At 40.5% G+C, this 18116-nt stretch carries 22 protein-coding genes; 8 read left to right on the top strand and 14 right to left on the bottom strand.

What is annotated here, in order from left to right:
• Nucleotide 1: 1 nt before the first annotated feature.
• Complete coding sequence (locus B0I21_RS14615; protein WP_133641227.1) at nt 2-1042, bottom strand: threonine aldolase family protein; 1041 nt, start codon at nt 1040-1042, stop codon at nt 2-4.
• 115 nt (nt 1043-1157) lie between these two features.
• Here B0I21_RS14615 and B0I21_RS14610 point away from each other — a divergent pair, with 115 nt between their 5' ends.
• The 4 genes from B0I21_RS14610 to B0I21_RS14595 all read left to right on the top strand — a co-directional run bounded on the left by B0I21_RS14610 (nt 1158) and on the right by B0I21_RS14595 (nt 5140).
• Nucleotides 1158-2141 carry a YihY/virulence factor BrkB family protein gene (locus B0I21_RS14610; RefSeq protein ID WP_133641226.1) on the top strand — a complete coding sequence of 328 codons (984 nt, stop codon included), beginning with the start codon at nt 1158-1160 and terminating at the stop codon, nt 2139-2141.
• Nucleotides 2142-2666: 525 nt separating this feature from the next.
• Nucleotides 2667-3041, top strand: coding sequence for a response regulator (locus tag B0I21_RS14605; protein WP_166637865.1), 375 nt, complete (start codon nt 2667-2669; stop codon nt 3039-3041).
• Between the two features lie 196 nt (nt 3042-3237).
• A complete protein-coding gene (locus B0I21_RS14600; RefSeq protein ID WP_133641224.1) occupies nt 3238-4770 on the top strand; it encodes a PAS domain-containing sensor histidine kinase in 1533 nt (510 codons plus the stop codon).
• Between the two features lie 7 nt (nt 4771-4777).
• Entirely contained in the window at nt 4778-5140 is a 363-nt protein-coding gene (locus B0I21_RS14595) for a response regulator (protein ID WP_166637864.1), read from the top strand.
• 89 nt (nt 5141-5229) lie between these two features.
• Here the strand turns inward: B0I21_RS14595 and B0I21_RS14590 are convergent, their stop codons facing one another.
• Nucleotides 5230-5838, bottom strand: coding sequence for an HD domain-containing protein (locus B0I21_RS14590; protein ID WP_133641222.1), 609 nt, complete (start codon nt 5836-5838; stop codon nt 5230-5232).
• Between the two features lie 453 nt (nt 5839-6291).
• On the opposite strand from B0I21_RS14590, the gene B0I21_RS14585 reads away from it, so the two are divergent.
• Nucleotides 6292-7002 (top strand): hypothetical protein, encoded by a 711-nt coding sequence (locus tag B0I21_RS14585; protein ID WP_133641221.1) that lies wholly within the window; start codon nt 6292-6294, stop codon nt 7000-7002.
• A gap of 231 nt (nt 7003-7233) precedes the next feature.
• Here the strand turns inward: B0I21_RS14585 and B0I21_RS14580 are convergent, their stop codons facing one another.
• The 3 genes from B0I21_RS14580 to B0I21_RS14570 form a co-directional block, all read right to left on the bottom strand.
• The gene (locus tag B0I21_RS14580) at nt 7234-7932 is read right to left on the bottom strand and encodes a type 1 glutamine amidotransferase domain-containing protein (RefSeq protein WP_133641220.1); all 699 of its coding nucleotides are present in this window, start codon (nt 7930-7932) and stop codon (nt 7234-7236) included.
• A gap of 114 nt (nt 7933-8046) precedes the next feature.
• Nucleotides 8047-8619, bottom strand: a complete 573-nt coding sequence (locus tag B0I21_RS14575) for a Crp/Fnr family transcriptional regulator (RefSeq protein WP_133641219.1) — start codon at nt 8617-8619, stop codon at nt 8047-8049.
• 730 nt (nt 8620-9349) lie between these two features.
• Complete coding sequence (locus B0I21_RS14570) at nt 9350-9814, bottom strand: hypothetical protein (protein ID WP_133641218.1); 465 nt, start codon at nt 9812-9814, stop codon at nt 9350-9352.
• An 83-nt stretch (nt 9815-9897) separates the two neighbouring features.
• Between B0I21_RS14570 and B0I21_RS14565 the strand changes: the two genes are divergently transcribed.
• Nucleotides 9898-10281, top strand: coding sequence for a hypothetical protein (locus tag B0I21_RS14565; protein ID WP_208292360.1), 384 nt, complete (start codon nt 9898-9900; stop codon nt 10279-10281).
• A 570-nt stretch (nt 10282-10851) separates the two neighbouring features.
• On the opposite strand, the gene B0I21_RS14560 is transcribed toward B0I21_RS14565, so the two are convergent.
• The 6 genes from B0I21_RS14560 to B0I21_RS14535 all read right to left on the bottom strand — a co-directional run bounded on the left by B0I21_RS14560 (nt 10852) and on the right by B0I21_RS14535 (nt 15108).
• Nucleotides 10852-11334 (bottom strand): hypothetical protein, encoded by a 483-nt coding sequence (locus tag B0I21_RS14560; RefSeq protein ID WP_133641216.1) that lies wholly within the window; start codon nt 11332-11334, stop codon nt 10852-10854.
• A gap of 196 nt (nt 11335-11530) precedes the next feature.
• Nucleotides 11531-12067, bottom strand: coding sequence for a carboxypeptidase-like regulatory domain-containing protein (locus B0I21_RS14555; RefSeq protein WP_133641215.1), 537 nt, complete (start codon nt 12065-12067; stop codon nt 11531-11533).
• 125 nt (nt 12068-12192) lie between these two features.
• Nucleotides 12193-12711: a SprT family zinc-dependent metalloprotease gene (locus B0I21_RS14550; protein WP_133641214.1), complete on the bottom strand. Its 519-nt coding sequence runs from the start codon at nt 12709-12711 to the stop codon at nt 12193-12195.
• A gap of 176 nt (nt 12712-12887) precedes the next feature.
• Nucleotides 12888-13304, bottom strand: coding sequence for a hypothetical protein (locus B0I21_RS14545; protein WP_133641213.1), 417 nt, complete (start codon nt 13302-13304; stop codon nt 12888-12890).
• An 8-nt stretch (nt 13305-13312) separates the two neighbouring features.
• Nucleotides 13313-13885, bottom strand: coding sequence for a hypothetical protein (locus B0I21_RS14540; RefSeq protein ID WP_133641212.1), 573 nt, complete (start codon nt 13883-13885; stop codon nt 13313-13315).
• Nucleotides 13886-14499: 614 nt separating this feature from the next.
• Entirely contained in the window at nt 14500-15108 is a 609-nt protein-coding gene (locus B0I21_RS14535; protein ID WP_133641211.1) for a hypothetical protein, read from the bottom strand.
• A 238-nt stretch (nt 15109-15346) separates the two neighbouring features.
• On the opposite strand from B0I21_RS14535, the gene B0I21_RS14530 reads away from it, so the two are divergent.
• Both B0I21_RS14530 and B0I21_RS14525 read left to right on the top strand, forming a co-directional pair.
• On the top strand, nt 15347-15658 hold the full coding sequence (locus B0I21_RS14530) for a hypothetical protein (RefSeq protein WP_133641210.1): 312 nt from the start codon (nt 15347-15349) through the stop codon (nt 15656-15658).
• A 170-nt stretch (nt 15659-15828) separates the two neighbouring features.
• A complete protein-coding gene (locus B0I21_RS14525) occupies nt 15829-16467 on the top strand; it encodes a hypothetical protein (protein ID WP_133641209.1) in 639 nt (212 codons plus the stop codon).
• 96 nt (nt 16468-16563) lie between these two features.
• Here B0I21_RS14525 and B0I21_RS14520 read toward each other — a convergent pair whose 3' ends face one another.
• From B0I21_RS14520 to B0I21_RS20590, 3 genes are all read right to left on the bottom strand, one after another.
• Nucleotides 16564-16977: a hypothetical protein gene (locus B0I21_RS14520; RefSeq protein ID WP_133641208.1), complete on the bottom strand. Its 414-nt coding sequence runs from the start codon at nt 16975-16977 to the stop codon at nt 16564-16566.
• Nucleotides 16978-16979: 2 nt separating this feature from the next.
• A complete protein-coding gene (locus tag B0I21_RS14515; RefSeq protein ID WP_133641207.1) occupies nt 16980-17456 on the bottom strand; it encodes a hypothetical protein in 477 nt (158 codons plus the stop codon).
• 401 nt (nt 17457-17857) lie between these two features.
• On the bottom strand, nt 17858-18061 hold the full coding sequence (locus B0I21_RS20590; RefSeq protein WP_394346362.1) for a DUF6965 family protein: 204 nt from the start codon (nt 18059-18061) through the stop codon (nt 17858-17860).
• Nucleotides 18062-18116: the final 55 nt, after the last annotated feature.

Genomic DNA, 18116 nt, shown 5'->3' with positions numbered 1-18116 from the left:
TTTAGCGGATGGTGCTTGCTAGCTGTTTAAAATCACTGCAAAATTGATCCACCTGCCTTTCGTCCGTTGCCCACGAGGTAATGATGCGAACCGCTTGATGATCCTGATCTACTTCTTTCCAAACATAGAACGCATAATTATTTAAAAGCTCTTTTATAAGTTGCTTCGGAAGGATGGGGAAAAGCTGATTGGTATAAGGTGCTGTAAGAAAATGAAATCCCTGCTGCGCGATTGTCTCGGCTATTTGCGCAGCCATTTTATTGGCCTTTGCGGCCAAATCGAAATAGAGATGGTCTTCAAAAAGTGTCAGAAATTGAATGCCCAATATTCTTCCTTTAGCCAGTAGGGCTCCTTTTTGTTTCAGCGTATAGTCGAAGTCGGCAGCCAGCTCGTCAGACGGAAAAACGATCGCTTCTCCCAGTAATGCACCATTTTTCGTGCCTCCAATATAGAAAATATCAACGTTGGCAGCAACATCTGCTAGGGACAAGTCATTACCCGCTGCGCTCAAAGCATGACCGAGGCGTGCACCGTCCATAAACAATAGGAGATCAAATTTTTTGCAGATCTGTGCTAGGTCGCTTAACTCGCTTTTGGTGTAGATCGTCCCAAGCTCCGTAGCGTTAGATAGATACAGCATGCGTGGTTTGACGACGTGGGGCCTTAGCTTGTGGGCCTCCATAACTTCCTCAACCGAGGCAGGGCTTACTTTACCATCTATACCTTCCACCGGAATGATTCGATGGCCTGTGGCTTCGATAGCACCAGTTTCATTGGCATAAATATGGCCGGTTCTGCAACTTATTACGGCTTCGTAAGGGCGCAACAGATGCGAGATAACCAATAAGTTTGCTTGCGTGCCACCCGATACAAAATAGATTGCAGCCTCCGGGTTTCCCATACGTTCGCGGAGTAGCTGCTTGGCGGCTTGCGTATAGTGGTCGTCCCCATAGCCTAAGGCCTGTTCGAAATTGCTTGTGGCGAGCCGTTCCAAAATTCTTGGATGTGCGCCTTCGGCATAGTCGTTTTTAAAATTATACATCTGCGCTGCATTTTTAATGCCCAAAAGTACATTGTTTATTGGGATGGAAAGATTTTTTGTAAACTTTTCGGCTAAAAATTGGGTTATTAATAAAACTAAAAGTAACGACAAGCTTATGGCAAAGCAAAAATTTCAGGAAAAATTAAAAGCGCATTTTACCATTCTTAAAAATGCCGTAACCGGTTTTATGGGCGAAGATAGTCTTAAATATAGTGCATCCCTGGCGTATTACACGGTATTCTCGCTAGGGCCTATGTTGGTTTTAATTATATCGCTTGCCGGGGTGTTTTTAGGACAAGATGCCATTCAGGGTAAAGTGTATGAAGAGTTACGAGGATTTGTTGGCGCAACAGCGGCACAGCAAGTGCAGGAAGTTATTGCAAATCTTTCGCTTTCTGGAAAGTCAAATATCGCGCTAGTCATTAGTGCTGTAACGCTACTGCTGACCGCAACTACCGTGTTTGGAGATATCCAGAACTCGATCAATAAAATTTGGCAAGTAAGGCCGAAGGTTAAAAAAGGCTGGCTAAAATTGGTGAAAGATAGGCTTTTATCGTCGTCGCTGGTCATAGGGCTGGGCTTTTTACTTGTCGTAACTTTAATTATCAACGGTGTTATTTTGGCCTTCACAGATCGACTGCAACGCTTTTTCCCCGATATTACCGTGTTCCTATTTAGTTCGATTAACTTTTTTATATCTTTTGGGGTTATCTTCATCCTTTTTGGGGTTATCTTCAAAGTTTTGCCTGACGTCAATATACAATGGCGAACCGTTCGGTCGGGTGCGCTTTTCACAGCCTTACTCTTTGTGATTGGTCGATTCGCTATTGGGCTATACATTGAAAGCTCCAGCACGGAGTCTACATATGGTGCGGCGAGCTCTATTGTATTGATTTTACTATGGGTCTATTATACAGCAGCCATTCTCTATTTGGGCGCTACCTACACCCGGGAATATGCAGCATATAAGGGCGTGCCTATAGAGCCTTCGGAGTTTGCAGTGCATGTGGAGCTTCAGGAAACCGAACGTGAGGTTGCTGTAGTACCTCCATCAGCAGCTAAGGATGAGGTAAAGGCTGATGATAACATCGTTAGGTAGAAACGCTGCTTTGTAGAGTGTGCAACAGTTCAGCCGAATAGTATATCATTAAGGAGCTCTCCTTGTGAAATGTGGCTAAAAAGGCCGTGCAATAGTATAAAAAAGCATCCTTATGCGAAAGTTCGACGAAGCAATCTGCATGTTTAGCCATGTTAGATTGCTTCGTCGTTTCCTGCTTCTCGAAAATTGTAGACCTGCAACTTTCAAAATCTTTATATGTTTATTTACGGGAGTCCGGCTTAGGATTCCAAGTTGTTTACTTTGCTTTCGTGTCGGTGGAGGATAGGGTGCAGCAGGTCATATCGCGCGATATACCTAGGTGCTATCAAAATATACCCCTTTATGGCTATGTTGTGGTTTGGGAAATCCAGAACATGCTGTGGCGCGTAGATAAATTTAAGACGCATTATACTATAACATGGAATTGAAAATCAGCCACACTAAACTTTTCGGTTGCTACATCATCAAACCATACAGAGAAGTTTAATGTGCTTTTAATTTTGAATGAATGTTAAATCGAATACCATGGATACAGGCAATAAGAAAGTGGTCGTCTGCGACGACGATAGGGGGATTCTAGATATGCTAGAAATGATTGTAGAAAGTGTGGGTGTATCTGTATGGACGGAGGTGGATAGTAGTAAATTATTGCTGCAGTTGGAAACTGATGTGCCTAAGCTGCTGATTATCGATTTATGGATGCCTAATTATCCTGGAGATGCTATCATTCGGAAGCTACGCGCAGACGCTCACTTCGATGATCTCTATATCCTATGTATCTCGGCAAGTTTGAATGGCGAACAAATCGCGATGGAAGCCGGAGCTGACCAGTTCTTGGCCAAACCTTTTGATATTGGTCAAATTTTGTCCGTGTTGGATCGTGTGCTGTTAGAAAATTGATTTTGAAAAATAGGCAATAACAATATCATATTTTTTAATATTTTTGAAAACAAAACTTTCTTAAATATCAAATTTTTTTGAATAAAGTGTTTGTGGGAAAATACCGCTGTTACCTAAACTATTTCTCGCCTCAAGGGTTATTACTTGAGGCCAACTAGTTGTTAATAGTTTAAAAGCCTTTTCACGATAGTTTAAAATGACAGACAATCCTCTAAAAAATAGTGCGTATTTCGATGATCCAGAGATGACATCCTTGATTTATGCGGCTTTGGATGCTAGTTCGACAGGCATCATCATTACGGACAATCGCCTACCTGACAACCCTATCATTTATCATAACAAAGCATTTGAAACGATTACCGGTTATAACACTACCGAAATCATCGGACATAACTGTAGGTTTCTTCAAGGGCGGGATCGGTCGCAGGAAGCGCGCGAGCAGATCAGGCAAGCTTTGCAGGACGGTGAGGATATCCGGATTGAAATCCGGAATTACACCAAGAAAAATGACTTGTTCTGGAACGAGTTATATATTTCGCCCATTACGAATGCAAAAGGCGAGGTAACGCATTTTATCGGTGTACAAAACAACATTACAGCGCGAAAGAAAGTAGAAGAGCAGCTTGTTGTCGAAAAGGAATCCATCGAACGTAAAGTTGCAGAACGTACGGAGAATCTACGCATGAGTGAAGAGTATCTCAATAGTATTGTGGAAACTATTCGAGAAAGTTTAGTGGTATTGGATCCAAACCTGAATGTGCTGACGGTCAACGAAGCGTTTTTACGGACCTTTAAAGTCACTCGTTCTGAAACTATTGGCCTACGCCTCTATGATCTGGGAAACAGACAGTGGGATATTGCAAAGTTGAAAAATCTTCTTGAAGAGGTGTTGCCGTCTAGCAACCCCGTGCTCGGTTTTGAAGTGGAGCACAAATTTCCGCACATCGGGCACAAAATCATGATGTTGAATGCCCACCGCGTTGAACTGCAGGGCAAGTTCAAGGATCGAATTTTATTAGCGATTGAAGATGTAACAGATCGTCGCGCTATCGAAAAACGGAAAGATGATTTTCTTTCTATCGCAAGCCACGAGCTGAAAACGCCGTTGACGGCGGTGAAAGGCTATATGCAACTGATCAAACGGTTTATGCCCGAGAATAATCCAAAACTAACCGATATTATTGAGAAGTCCGACAATCAGATAGAACGGTTACAAAAGCTGATCGCAGAGCTACTGGACGTTTCGAAGATACAGTCTGGGAAATTGGATATCCACCACGATACATTCGACTTCGATAAGATGGTGCGGGATACTATTGAGAATATTCAGTTAAATAGTGACTCGCATAAAGTCGTGCTCCGCGGAGAAACCAATGCGCAATATGACGGCGATGAAACGCATATAAGCCAAGTTGTTGGTAATTTAATTTCAAACGCTATTAAATATTCGCCTGGTAAAGATCGGGTCGAGGTTTATCTTTCTACCTTGAAAAACCATATCAAATTTTCCGTAAAAGATTTCGGATTTGGTATCAATATGGAAGATCAGAAGAAAGTATTTGACAGATTTTACCGGGTAGATAGTATCCAGAAAAAATTTGCAGGGCTAGGCGTTGGCCTTTACATTAGCGAGCAAATCATCACGCAGCACGGCGGTACCATTTGGGTAGACAGCGATGCGGGTGAGGGCGCTACATTTAGTTTTATTCTACCACATACCGAAAAATAGAGAATTGATGGCGATTAATAAGATTTTTATCTGCGATGATGATCGGGGGATAACAGAGATGTTGGAAATGGTTTTTGAATTGGCGGATTACAGTGTGGTCGTGGAGAATAACAGTTTATATGCATACGATAGCATCAAGCGAATACAGCCGCAGGTTGTGCTTGTCGATTTATGGATGCCGGTTGTTTCCGGCGATTTACTGATACGCAAGATCAAGAGCGACCCAACGCTTGAAAATGTCTATGTAGCCTGCATGTCTGCAAGCAGGGATGGCGAGCAGGTGGCCATGGATGCCGGGGCCGATATCTTTATTGCGAAACCTTTCGATCTCGATCAAATTATGGCCATCGTTGGTGGCGTATCCGCTTAAAAGATTAGAAAACACCGCTCGCTCTTACTATAGTGGGCGTTGTTTACGTTAGAAATGTATCGTAAATTAAAGCGCGATTTGCTGAGCGGTTACACGGTATCGTATTGCAATTTTTGTTTCAAGGATCTGATGTTTTTTTGCTTGCCGCTTTCATACTTGGCCCTTACATAGTGGGTATAGAACTGATGCTGCTGCAGGAAATGCAGCGAAATAGCCATCCATACTCCACTATCAAATTCTCGATGGCGAAGATTTAAAATCTCGACATACCTGTTCAGATTGCACTCTTCGAAATTTTCCTTTCCTATATGCACAAGATCAGCATCGCATAAAATAGCTTCCAGGAATGTGTTTGGATGTTGTTTATTGCGGGTCGCCATAATGCAATTTTCAACGCTTTGCACCACAGGGGTGGGGAGTGAAAAGGAGGCGAGAAACTCCTTGGCCATTCTGGCACTTTTCCATTCGTGACCATCCGGTCCCTCGGCAATGTAAGCTATATCATGAAAGTAGGCCGCGCTTTTTAAAATGAATCGATGCTCGGCAGCCAATTTATAAAAATCTGCAATTTCTTCGACAGCCGCTACAACCTCATCCAAATGAGCGCGGTTGTGGAAGGCATGTGACTGATGCGCATGCTTGTCAAAAAAAAGACCAATAAAGTCTTCCATTTCTGCTAATACTAAATCGTAATTCATCGTCAACACCTGTTTACATATCATGTGCCTTGCGGCATATTATCCAAATTCTGTTCACTACAACAATCAGACACATCAAAACCTTGGTAGCTCGGCTGCGCCGGATGAAAGAGCGTGCTATCGTTCTTTCGTTCGAAACTTTTTGCGCAAAGGTAGCGTTCGCGGTCTCTTCATCATATGAAAAGTGGGCGAAGCTGCAATAAAGAAGGGTGAAAAGACTTTTTGACATGCTGAACGGATACGACCATTTTTGACACCACGTTAGCAGTGTAGCGCTCGGGATGTGGATAGTTACCGTTATTAAACTTTTAAATGCAATATTATTGCATTTAAAAATTGATTTACCTATTTTTGCAATATTGTTGCGTTTGAAGGTTTGTTTTTGGGGTTTGATGGGAAGCAATAGCGAAGTAATGGGAATCAACTCTACATAAATCATAACGATAAGACAACATGAAAAACAAACAACTACAAAGATTGGCCGTGGCCCTGTTAGCGATTACATTTCTTACGGGTGTCGCCAGCTCCTGTAAGGATGGCAATGAGATTGAACCGCTCAAAGAAGGTATCGAGCGTTCCACGCTAACGCTTACCGAAGTCAGCGGCGAGTCGGTAGAAGCACATGGCGATCATTTTCACGGGCTCGACGGTGGGACCGAAGGGGAGAAGTTAGTCATCCAGTTCGATGCGGAGGGGAATGCTACGCAAAATGGCCATATCCATTTAGCGTCTGACGCGGCTTACAAAGTAGAACTAAAAGCTTGGAATTACGAAGGTGCGGAAGTGCAGAACCAATTTATCACGAATAAAGCAACTGCTGATCTTTACAAAGCATTCCTTATTGGTGGAGATTTTGTTTTAAATCCGAATACGTCGAATGAAACGGGTGCCATATTTCAGCCCCGGGAATCCACCTATGTGGATGGAACGGCCGTCAACGGTAAGTATGAGATGACGGGTATTGTATCTTATTTCACGGCGGGACATCAAAACGAAGGCGCAACCAAGAAGGTTTCGTTTATCCTTCGGAAGTTAGAACCTGGTGTCAAGGCTAAGGTAGAGCGTGTGGATTGGAACCGTTCGGATTACAAAACTGCTTTTCCGGGTACCGATATCCTGGAACTGAAGTTTGAAATCCATGCCGGTAGCGACCATGCACATTAACCACTGCACCTAGCGAGCACCGAACTTCACGGAGATACTTTTCTGCAAGGGGCTGTTCGAACACCACATCGGTGTTCGAACAGCCCCTTGTATGCTTTTGCAGTATGTCTTCGCCATCCAAACAGCGCTTCATCGTGGAAAGGAAGCAGCACCGGCGACGCTGCCCTGAAACTTAGATGCGCTGTGTGCCATTTTGTGGGATAGCCTCTTTTCATCGAGGCCTGGGTTGAATTAGCTGTTCCGAAGCAGCTCCATAAGTTTTTTGGCTGTCTCTTCCGATGAGGCTGGATTTTGTCCGGTAATTAGTTTCCCATCGACCAGCACATAGCTTCCCCAGTCTTCTCCCTTGCTGTAGCGGGCACCCAAATTCTTTAATTCGTCTTCAACGAGGTACGGGACAATATCGGTCAGCTCGACGGCCGCCTCTTCGGTATTGGAAAATCCAGTTACGTTTTTGCCTTGGACGAGGGCGTTTCCAGCGCTGTCTTTAACGAATCGCAAGACGCCCGGTGCATGGCATACCGCGGCGATCGGCTTGCCGTTTTTCCAAAACGCTTCGATAAGTTTTATGGATGCTTGATCGTTGGTGAGATCCCAAAGTGGTCCATGGCCGCCCGGATAAAATACGGCATCGTAGTCCTCTTGGTTCTCCGTGCTTAGGCGGGACGTATTGGCAAGCTTTTCCTGCAATACCTTGTCGTCATCAAAGCGCTTGGTGGCCTCCGTCTGGAATTCTGGGAGCGCACTTTTGGGATCGATAGGCGGCTGGCCTCCTTTTGGCGAGGTTATGCTGATCTCTACACCGGCATCAGCCAGCGCATAGTAGGGCGCGGCAAACTCTTCGACCCAAAATCCGGTTTTCAATCCAGTATTACCCAGCTCTTCGTGCGAGGTTAAGACAAATAATACTTTTACATGTTGATTTTCCATTTTGCTATTATTTACTTGTTTATACAAAACAAAGTTGCGCATTTGCAGCAAATAGTATAGGTGATCTAGATCACAATCGTTGAATGGAAAGATTTTGTGATCTAAGTCACGGTGTTAATGGCTTTGAAATCGACTTAGGGTTTCGCGCGAGACACCCAAATATGCAGCAATCAAATGCTTGGGAACTAGGTTGTAGAGCTCTGGGTATTGCTGCATCAGCTCCTCGTACCTGCTTTGTGCGTCGTTATTCAACAGAGATAGTATTCGTCGCTGTAAGCTTACGTAGCCGCCATTGGATCGCCACCTAAAGAAGCTCTCCATACTATGCAACTCTCGACACAGTTTCTCGCGATCCTCATTGGCTAAACACAATACCTCGGCATCGCTCACGCAATCGACATGTAATGAGGCTTGCCCCTGATTGTAAAGCGCGTTGTAGTCTGATGCCCACCAGGTGCGCATAGCAAACTGTAAGATGTGCGTCTTTTGTTGGTCGTTTATAACATAGGTTGAAAGGCATCCATTCAAAACAAAGTATTCAAAGTGAACAGGCTCACCTGGCCGTATTAATTTGTCTTTCTTTCGGAATGACATGGGTTTGAAGAACGATGCGATGTAATCAAACTGCTCATCAGCGAGGTCTACCTTGCGCTCGATGTGACTGCGTAGGATGTTTTTCCAGTCCATATGTGTTTTTTATATCCTGTGTTCGAATTCTAAATTACTAAATATGCGACAATAGCGTGCTGTATGCTTAGATGAATGTTCTGGGATTTTTTTATTACACAGGTCAATTGCTTTCCGGATGACGGAATGCGCTCAGCATTGGAGCGATTTATTTGCCATGTAACTATTTCTAGATTTTATTTGTAAACTGCCGTCTGTTGGTTTTTTTACCAACTACGAAGTTTTGGATTGAGGTTGATATAAACAAAGATAAAATAATCCCCCCGCCGGGTGACGAAGGGATCATCAACTAATCGTTCTCCCAGAACATTTTCATAAGCAGTTTTTCAACATTCATTTTTGGAATTTTAGGTATTATATTCCTATTTCATAGCAAATGCGGTATTATGTTTTGAAGTTAAGTCTTAATTTTTATTCAAGCAAATACATTTGAATATTTTCTTGAAATATATCGTTGTTCGATAAAAAAGTGGAGTGCCGTTGGGCTTGAGTCGTGCGCCATTGAATAATTTTCAATGACCCTCCATGTCACCATGGAGAGCCTGCTTATGAAATAGTGCCCCTGGGAAGGGCTTCTGGGTATAGAATTTACAATTTCCTTGCCAATCTATGCCCATCATACTATCTTTTGATCGCTTTTAATAGTTTATCTGTTTTCGGCAGTTGAAGTGTCCTTATATGGCACATCGATGTTGCTACATAAAATGCGTGTAGGCTACTAAAAACGCATCTACCCACGTCCGTCCCGATCGATCCACCTAATTTTACCCATTGCTATCATGCCGACATATTTAGTCATTCGGTTATTATCGAGGAAGGATTGCTCATCAAAATGAAATTCCCAGTTTCTGCCATCATGCCTGATGCTAGCAGCATACGCGTCATTGATAAATACATGCCATAATCGTTTAGGCTTAGGTCTTATCTCGACAACCAGCCTCATGCCCTCGTGATAGCATATTTCTGCCACGGCTTGGTCAAAGCGGAGTATAATCGCATCAATACATGCTTCACGTAGGTCTTCGGACAATTCGCCGTAGGTTAGTTTCCAAAAACCCATTTCCTTTCGAAAAATATAGATAGACACGCCATTCTTTCCCAACAATGTAATTTCCTTACCGCCAAAAGGTTTGTCTTTTGTCGTATATGCAATGTGCAGCACTTTTTCTTTTAGATGGACTTCGAGCGGAATCATAATGCAATTTTACTAAAAATATTAGTAATTAATATTATATTTGATTATTAAAAATGTTATTTATCGAGAAACGGGAAAAAGGTATGAACATCGCTATTTTAGAGCATATCAGGACACAAGCTGTGGTGGTAGCACGCTCCACGGGTGCTATAGAAGAGGGGAGATCCTTGATCAAAGGATCGTTAAAGGATTATCCGCAATTGATTGCTGAAAGTCTCGCCTGGTACGAAATGGTTATGCAGGGATTGACGAGGGAGCAGGTATTTAAATGGATTTCTCAAGGATATACTATACTAATGGACGCTGTGCCGCACCGAAGCTTTGGACATTTATGGAATCGGCTGAACCGGCTGGATACTCAACATGATAATGTTTTGCTGCTTGAAGAACTTTTGTATTGGACAGATGAAGAGTTGGCCGCTGTATGGCAAAATGATGCGAAGAAAGAGGATAAAGAACGATTTTAGCTCGGGGATTGTGACGCGTAAAGGTATCGCTAAAAATCCCATTTGTTAGGCGATATTTTAGGAATGTCGTTGCAGTAGCCACCTCACCATACCTTACTTTTATGGTAAGGGAGTCGGTGGTAATTGAGAATGTTCATTATTTTTCATAACATTTTGAATTTACTCCATGCAATAATGTTTATTTAGTAAAAAAATGTCGAATCCGACGACCCTAAGCCTATGTAAACGATCAACCAAAATTATTCATTTAAGAACCCCCTTCGCATTTACTGGAAGGGGGGCGGTATTCCCGGGGAGGGAGTGACCTACTATTTAAAGATGATGTAAAGTAACAGATTTGTTTCAATAATTCGTCACTTATTTTAAACGCAAACGTTTGCTCAAAATGTGCAACCGCTTGTAATTCCAACTTTAATTTCGTTTCGGACCTAACACGCTAAAATAAATATGGTTTCCGGTTGATGTACAGGGAATTGCTGATTACGTTGGGGGTAGTATTGCGATAGCGTATGACTCTTTAGGTCATTCCAATATTGATCATTTATGAAGGCAAAAAATTATTTTATTTACCTAATGAAATCTACTTAAAAGATTTGCTACATATATGGGAGAGTCGCCGATCCCTAGGATTCTTTCAAGATTAAATTTATCAATTTCTTGAGCAAGAAATTCCTTCGATGCCCATTCCAGCATGTTGTTTACTTCCGGATTTATTACTTCGTTAAATATACTATCCAATACAGGGGAATCTCCTTTTGAAATATATTTTTCAAAACCACTTTGATAAACATCATTTCTCCAAGCCAGAAAATACGCAAAGATGCTAATGGCGAATATGACCGTTACCGAATCTGGTAAATGAATCTCAAATGTGAAACAACGATCTTCTGAAATAAAATATGTATATCTACATATGTCTAGCTTGGGATATCTCGCCCTTACCTTAGAGATGGTATTGGATAACAAATTTGGAAACTGTTTTTGATAATCTTGTGCAAGATTATCTATAAGAAGTTTCTTGGGAGACTTTTCTTTCCAAAAACCATTGATCAACCATTATAAATTGTGTATGTAGAAATTGCACTGGATCTTCTACTATTTGGTCAGGGCTGATCTGGATTGGAGGGGTGAAGGTCTTGCCTTAAAAGAATGCTTTAAGCTCGGGTACTGTCAAGCGCGAAGGTATAACAAAAAATCCCACGTGTTAGGTGGGATTTTATCGTATCTAACCTTCAGTTTTTTAAGTCTTTTATTTAGCTTTTTTCTGTTCTTTAAAATACTTTGATAATTCTTTCATATCTTTCTTTGAATATTTATCCGGACTAATTATCTCCAGAGGTCTAGGGATTTTAATGTCAATCGAATAATTTTTATAAATTGGATAAATTGTAATATTAGGAATCTCAAAGAAAATATCTCGACGGGCGACAACTGCCTTTCCGCTGAAACCTAGAAATGACAGGCCTCCCTTAAATTTCCCGTTTTTATCAGTTTTAACGCTGATCACCGTATCCTTTCGAATATTTATGAAGACAATTCGAGCTTCGGAAATGGGTTTCTCGCTGCCAAAATATCTAATTCGACCGGATACAATGGCTGAATCGCCAGTTTCTGCGTGATCAAATCCCTTTTGTGTATAGCTACTTCCATTATATTGATCAATACTTGGCAAATCATTTGAGTATTTGTTAGATCGACATGAAACGAGTGCAAATGCCAGTATTATTATTTTAGCACTCCAGTTTTTTACTATGTAGTCTGATGTTAGTTGTGTCTGAATTTTCATATCGTTCCGCTATTATTCTTCTGATAATTTTTTCTCTCTATACGATTCACAATGGATTTAAGCTCCTTATATATCCTTTTATAAACTCTGATGTTTGTAAATTTAACATAACATCAATTAAGAAATTACTTGCAACCTAAAGCTTTTCCAACTTGTTCTATGTTTATTTCATCTTTTGGAATGCCGTATTGCTCAGCAAGTATTCTTCTATTAATTCGGTATTTATCCGTTTCACTCAACGAGTTGAAACCTTCTGCATCGCCATTCGTTAACCCTTTCCATGCTAAATCGTCGTAGACCTGCTTATCTATATCGTATTTATTAGCCTCTCCAAAGCTTTTTAAAGCCTTTGCTAAATCTGATATAAAATCTCTCGCCATAATAGTATGATGAGTTTTATTAAAGTTACGCTCATTTTTTTGATAGTTAGTAAATAATTCGGGATATTTCAATTTCGCTGCGGACGGATCATTTTTATCATACACGAGTAAGTATGCGTGAATCGCTTCGTGCAGCATAGTCGCTACAATAGCTATGTCAGGTACGTGAGCGATAGTCGGTTCGTTGCTATTCAAGTAGATTACCGGATCACCGGCAGCCGTTGTACCATAACCTGAAATCATTGGATCGCTATTATGTATCATTTCAAATGAAGGCTTGTAATTTGGTATTTTGACATGAAAATTTCGCAATTATTGCAGCAACAGAGTTTCCTAATAGAGTCTTCAACGTAGTGGATATCTGTGATTAGTGTTATATAAGTTAGTGAGTATGTGTTTTTATCATTAGTTCTTTTCAGCCGTTTATGTTGATTTTAAAATTATAAGATAGCACCCGTATTATTCTCCAAATACCCTTTAAAGAAAACTTTATTATTTTTCTTGAGCTTCGCTTTTTCTATTTTAAAGTACATAGGCCATTTATCTTCTGGTCGACGTACGCGCAAGAATATTATTGAAGGGACTTCTCTAACAGCAAAGGTTGCTACACATTTATTCTCATCGATTACTTTGTTTGCGTGTTCATTCAATGAAAATTGAGACCCGTCTAAATTCACAGCACTGTTATCCTCCGCATTGAATATATGAATTTCAACTTCTACACTGTCTTTAGGTACTGAACGTTGCTTGCTATAGTCTGTAGAATATCCGCCTTCAACTTTTTTTTGTTTATTGTGGTTCACAGAACAAGAAGCCAATAACATTACTACTGTTACTGAAATATGTATTTTTTTCATAACTTAATTTATGGAGTACTGCAAGATGTCACCTTATTGCCTTTTCTATATTTAGCTGCCAATTCTGCTCTGTCTTTACTCGGATCATTTTTACGGTTCGTAACTGCTTGATAAATACCTTCGCAAAGTCGAGAGCCAAAAGTCTCTCGCAAACCTTCTGTTGCCATTGCATAAGCGTCTGCAGCAGGTGTATTATAGTTCGTCGTTAAATAATCTGAAATAAGATCGGTATAATTTACCCACATGTGCTCATGGTGAAATATAGTGGAATTTTTAACAAATCCCTGAGAATAAAGAAATGCATGTGTAGCCTCGTCTATAATAACCAAAGCTATATATTCCCGGCTGGATCCCGCTAAAGTGTTTAAATTTAATTTTATTTCTACTGTTAGATCCACTATTTGATCATTATCCCAATATCCTCCGGTAGTAGCAGCTGTTCCATGGGTCGAATTCGATAATGTAGTAGACTGATCGAAAACAAGATCATAACTTCCGTCAATGCCAAAAATTGATTGCAGACTCTTATTTGCAGCAAATGATATATCTTTTTGTATTAAATCATCTACCATGCTCTTCATACAAGGGTGGGTAATTTTATTGCTTATCTTATAGATTCTCAGGGGGGGAGCTTGAGTCATTCTTAATAACGCTTCTTCCGTGAGTGAAAGGTATGAATCAAACTTTTACAAATTTTACGGATTACCGTAAAATGCAATTTATGTATCTACTCTATATTCAAATGGTTTGTCTTAAAATAGGGTGTCCATACAATGGGCGTATGGCCGTAATATTTTGGTATGTAAATTGCACAAAAGCATAGTCACTTAATCTTGATTATATGGAGAAGCTCCCTGAATATATAATTGTATTAGCCGCACTCGTTACGTTCGCTCTTGCATTGATCGATAGAATCAACCATAGCCGTAACTCCCACTAGGTATGCCGACCGTTTCAACCATACCTATTGATGGTAGGTAGGGTTGTTGTATGCGCATGATAACTGTCGTCATTTTTTGATCAATACCTTTACCGCTTTCATTATATCTTTATTTTACACAAACTGCTCTATGTAAAAGCGTGGTCCTATATCCCGATCTCCTTTCTCCATGTTTGCTCGAGACCTTTTGGCATTTGTTTAGCTCCGTCGTTAGGAACAATGACGTGTACATCATCTTTCGTCCAGTGTCCTCAATCAAAGTGCCTCTAACTGTGCGAGTAGGTGCGTTACTGCTGTGTTATCATCGACCGCCGGAAGCGCATTGTTCGGATCACCTTCAAAACCGCTTCGTATCGTATGCAACATCAGGATTTGCGCCTTATCGTATCTTTCTTTTAAATCGATATGCGCAATGAATGTCTGCGATCGATCATTATTATGAGGAGATTTTGCTATTCGCACATTGCTATAGGCATCGTTACTGAGTCTATTATCCAAAACCTCTATATATCCTTTAAAAGCGGTTTCAGAAGTGACATATTCATAGCTTTCGTACGTTGAGGTGGTACGGCCCATTACTTCTTTAGAATACCGGTAACCTGCTGCCTCACGGTTAAATGGGATATTATAATACGTACCGGCAATATCAGTTGGGTAGTCTTCGCCCATGTAGAAAATAGTATTATTTATTCCCCCTTCTGTGTAGCCCTGTACGAACGTACCAACTGCCGCAACAACCTGTTCTTTATTCCCAAAGTTTTTAATTCTCGAACCGCCCGTACTACTTTCCTCATCACCCTTACTGCAGGCAGCTACCGATAATAGACAAAAAATAACTATAGATAATTTACTCAATATATTCATACGTCTTATAATTTGTTTATTGATGGGTACTTACCAATAATAATGCCGTTAATAATGTCGTTTATGTTGGTGATGGCGCAATTACTTACCTAAAACAATGCCAGGAATTTTATGCAACAGTCATGCGTGCATGTTAAGCTCCTATAATACATATCGTCCTAACATTGGCTTTTTGCGTTGCCTTCTTCATAATCGTTTATCAGTATAACACCGGTTAATATTTCAATAAAGAGAAACAATGCCAGAAGAAAGTAAGCAAGAAAAAGAGCTGAAGATGCTCGGCTTCACAGGTAAATTGAGAACTGGACTGGTAACGGGTATAATGGCAATTATGCTTGGGGGGATCATATGGCTTGCAAGAATGGTTTTTCAAATCCAAGATGACAGGCTAAAAGACAAGGACGTGCTCTACGATCGTATAATTGGAAAAGTTCGACTACAGAACAAAGCAGAAATTACGAACCAAATTCAGCCTATTGCCGAGAAAGTAGATACGATAAAGCAAAAGGCTGATTCAACGTTTAAAAACATCAACGATAAGTTGCCATGAAAAGAAGATTGATATTGATATCGGTGTTGTCACTCGGTGTGGCAACATCGTCGTATAACAGCGAGCGCTACCGGAAGTTGCCGACATTGATGTCGGCAACCCTCAAGACGATTTGAGTAAAAACGCTGACAGCTTGGTTTTTAGTTTAGAGCACATTAATACGGTGATCGATGAAAAATGTAAGTAAATTATTGGCACTTGTCGTTATAGTAATGACCTTTGCTTCCTGTGGAGTGCTGCGAAAGAATAAGCAAAAGCAATCGCACGAACTGAAAGAAGTGGTTAAACGAGATAGCGTAGCATTGTCCACTTCGACTTCTTCCGTAGAAGTCAAGATACAAACGGTTAATAAAGGAACTATCTTAACCGAGCGCGAGACGACTACCATTACAACCAAACCAGCAACCAAACTCGATGCTACAGTAAACCAAAAAGATTTAAAGCATGGTGATAACTTTATTAAGGATAGCGCAGGATTGCTGGTCAACATGATTGTAGATACATTGAAAGGTACTTTGCGCGTCCAATTTTATCAGCCAGGGGAGACGACCTCCAAAACGGAAAAAGAGAAGATTACCGAAAATAAGGATCAGACAACTAACAAAGAGGGAAATCAACAGCAAAAGCAGGAAAAGCAGGTTGCTGTGACGAGCGAGCACAGGCGTAGTGAGAAGTCATCCACTTCGGTGAGCAATTCGCAGCCAAGCGGCACAGGGATCCTGTGGAATTGGATAGGCGGGGCGATTGCTATATTGCTGGTAGTGATTGGGTTAGCTTGGTGGCTTTTTGGTAGAGGGAAAAAGATGTGAATTATTTAAATTAAATAGTCATTCCGTGGATGTATTACAGAAAAGAATTATGATATATAATCTCGACTTTTTTGTAATACAATGGTGTTTATTAGCCTAAGCAGCTTTAGCCCTATCTTTACTGCAAGCCTCTTTTATTTTTTTCATTATTAGGTTGCTGTTTCGTGCCTTTTCATCTGATACTGAATAATTGGTGTATCTAGAATTCATACAGGCCTCTTTCAGCCAACGATATTGAGAGCTTATTGAGGGAATACGTTTTTTTACTAGTTCAGCTTTCAACGCGTGTTTTGATAAAGGATTTTTGACCTTATTATGCTGAACGTCACAATAATTTTCGAAATTTTCAAAATCTTCACTATCGATTGTGGAGGGGAAAATTTTGTGTTCCACAAAATGAATGCAAGCGTAGAAAGCCGTTGTTACTACCCAGTCGTTAAATTTTCCAGGAGTATTTGTAAGCAAATGATCGCATAAAGACTCGTTGTGCTCCCCGTGTTCAAATCTCATTACTATTTCTTGAATTTTAAGATGTAACCATCACTGTTTATCGTATTAATACAATAGTCAGTCTGAAAGTCTAAAAATGAAAACTGAATTGCAAATGTATTATCGGAGGTGTTCTTCTCGTCCTCAAAATCCGTAACAAAATCGTAAACACTAAAAAATTCTTCCTTCAAGAAGTCTCTTTCAGATACACATATTAAGACGTTAAATAGATCAAATTTATTTATTCGAAGGAAGGAGTCTTTAGATTCGATGCCAAGTTCTTTTAAATGATGCAAAATCTGTTCTGTGTAAGATCCACATTTGTCAACATTTTCATTAAGAGCTTTTACTAACGTACGTTGATAACTTTCTAGTCCAGTTTTTTTGCCTTTCAAAAAAGCATCTATTACATCATTCTCCGTATACTTACCTTCTCTCGAGGGTTGGATTTCCCACAGATCAGAAATATTGGTTTCTTTTACATCTAGTGTAACGCTCATAAGTATTTAAAGTTATATTCAGTTTTTTATTTTAACCAAGTTTCCCACAAAAAGTTTAAAATTAGTGTAAAGAATCTTTTGTTTGCTAGTCTTTGGTTTTTACCTTTGCACCCCTCTTAAAAATAGACTGATGCAATTATAAGTTTTATAATTTATTATACAAAATTCCGCTCACAAATCGGAGGGTCACACCTTAGCGAACAAAGTTACTTATCGATTCACCTTTAAAAATTTGTTTTAAACCAAATTTTAGGCTCAAGGCGATCATATTGCTTAAAGATACGATCTCCGGTGTACTTGGTACAGAAATGAGCGCAAAAGTGGTTTAAAATATGAATGACGGACTATAAAATATTTTTTATTTTTTTTAAACTCCTACTTATGGATTGTCGCACGGCGATCTACCTCACCACCTCCCAAAACTTCATCAACCTCAAATAAGCAGGGCATCTATCCCGCGGCTTTTTGTCTGACCATTGATCAACCATAATGAATTGGGTATGGAGAAATTGCACTGGATCTTCTACTATTTGGTCAGGGCTAATCTGGATTGGGGGCGTGAAGGTCTTGCCTTCGAAGAATGATTTGAGCTCGGGGATCGTCATGCGCGAAGGTACAACAAGAAATCCCACTTGTTCGGTGGGATTTTTAACTCTTGTT

Source organism: Sphingobacterium paludis (genome assembly GCF_004364125.1).
In the GTDB taxonomy this organism is placed as follows: domain Bacteria; phylum Bacteroidota; class Bacteroidia; order Sphingobacteriales; family Sphingobacteriaceae; genus Sphingobacterium; species Sphingobacterium paludis.
This window is presented reverse-complemented; position numbering and strand designations above follow the sequence as displayed.

What these genes read in the sequence shown, in the direction of transcription:
- B0I21_RS14615 (WP_133641227.1), bottom strand. Translation starts at nt 1,042, where the DNA reads ATGTATAATTTTAAAAACGACTATGCCGAAGGCGCACATCCAAGAATT.
- B0I21_RS14610 (WP_133641226.1), top strand. Translation starts at nt 1,158, where the DNA reads ATGGCAAAGCAAAAATTTCAGGAAAAATTAAAAGCGCATTTTACCATT.
- B0I21_RS14605 (WP_166637865.1), top strand. Translation starts at nt 2,667, where the DNA reads ATGGATACAGGCAATAAGAAAGTGGTCGTCTGCGACGACGATAGGGGG.
- B0I21_RS14600 (WP_133641224.1), top strand. Translation starts at nt 3,238, where the DNA reads ATGACAGACAATCCTCTAAAAAATAGTGCGTATTTCGATGATCCAGAG.
- B0I21_RS14595 (WP_166637864.1), top strand. Translation starts at nt 4,778, where the DNA reads ATGGCGATTAATAAGATTTTTATCTGCGATGATGATCGGGGGATAACA.
- B0I21_RS14590 (WP_133641222.1), bottom strand. Translation starts at nt 5,838, where the DNA reads ATGAATTACGATTTAGTATTAGCAGAAATGGAAGACTTTATTGGTCTT.
- B0I21_RS14585 (WP_133641221.1), top strand. Translation starts at nt 6,292, where the DNA reads ATGAAAAACAAACAACTACAAAGATTGGCCGTGGCCCTGTTAGCGATT.
- B0I21_RS14580 (WP_133641220.1), bottom strand. Translation starts at nt 7,932, where the DNA reads ATGGAAAATCAACATGTAAAAGTATTATTTGTCTTAACCTCGCACGAA.
- B0I21_RS14575 (WP_133641219.1), bottom strand. Translation starts at nt 8,619, where the DNA reads ATGGACTGGAAAAACATCCTACGCAGTCACATCGAGCGCAAGGTAGAC.
- B0I21_RS14570 (WP_133641218.1), bottom strand. Translation starts at nt 9,814, where the DNA reads ATGATTCCGCTCGAAGTCCATCTAAAAGAAAAAGTGCTGCACATTGCA.
- B0I21_RS14565 (WP_208292360.1), top strand. Translation starts at nt 9,898, where the DNA reads ATGAACATCGCTATTTTAGAGCATATCAGGACACAAGCTGTGGTGGTA.
- B0I21_RS14555 (WP_133641215.1), bottom strand. Translation starts at nt 12,067, where the DNA reads ATGAAAATTCAGACACAACTAACATCAGACTACATAGTAAAAAACTGG.
- B0I21_RS14550 (WP_133641214.1), bottom strand. Translation starts at nt 12,711, where the DNA reads ATGATACATAATAGCGATCCAATGATTTCAGGTTATGGTACAACGGCT.
- B0I21_RS14545 (WP_133641213.1), bottom strand. Translation starts at nt 13,304, where the DNA reads ATGAAAAAAATACATATTTCAGTAACAGTAGTAATGTTATTGGCTTCT.
- B0I21_RS14540 (WP_133641212.1), bottom strand. Translation starts at nt 13,885, where the DNA reads ATGAAGAGCATGGTAGATGATTTAATACAAAAAGATATATCATTTGCT.
- B0I21_RS14535 (WP_133641211.1), bottom strand. Translation starts at nt 15,108, where the DNA reads ATGAATATATTGAGTAAATTATCTATAGTTATTTTTTGTCTATTATCG.
- B0I21_RS14530 (WP_133641210.1), top strand. Translation starts at nt 15,347, where the DNA reads ATGCCAGAAGAAAGTAAGCAAGAAAAAGAGCTGAAGATGCTCGGCTTC.
- B0I21_RS14525 (WP_133641209.1), top strand. Translation starts at nt 15,829, where the DNA reads ATGAAAAATGTAAGTAAATTATTGGCACTTGTCGTTATAGTAATGACC.
- B0I21_RS14520 (WP_133641208.1), bottom strand. Translation starts at nt 16,977, where the DNA reads ATGAGATTTGAACACGGGGAGCACAACGAGTCTTTATGCGATCATTTG.
- B0I21_RS14515 (WP_133641207.1), bottom strand. Translation starts at nt 17,456, where the DNA reads ATGAGCGTTACACTAGATGTAAAAGAAACCAATATTTCTGATCTGTGG.
- B0I21_RS20590 (WP_394346362.1), bottom strand. Translation starts at nt 18,061, where the DNA reads ATGACGATCCCCGAGCTCAAATCATTCTTCGAAGGCAAGACCTTCACG.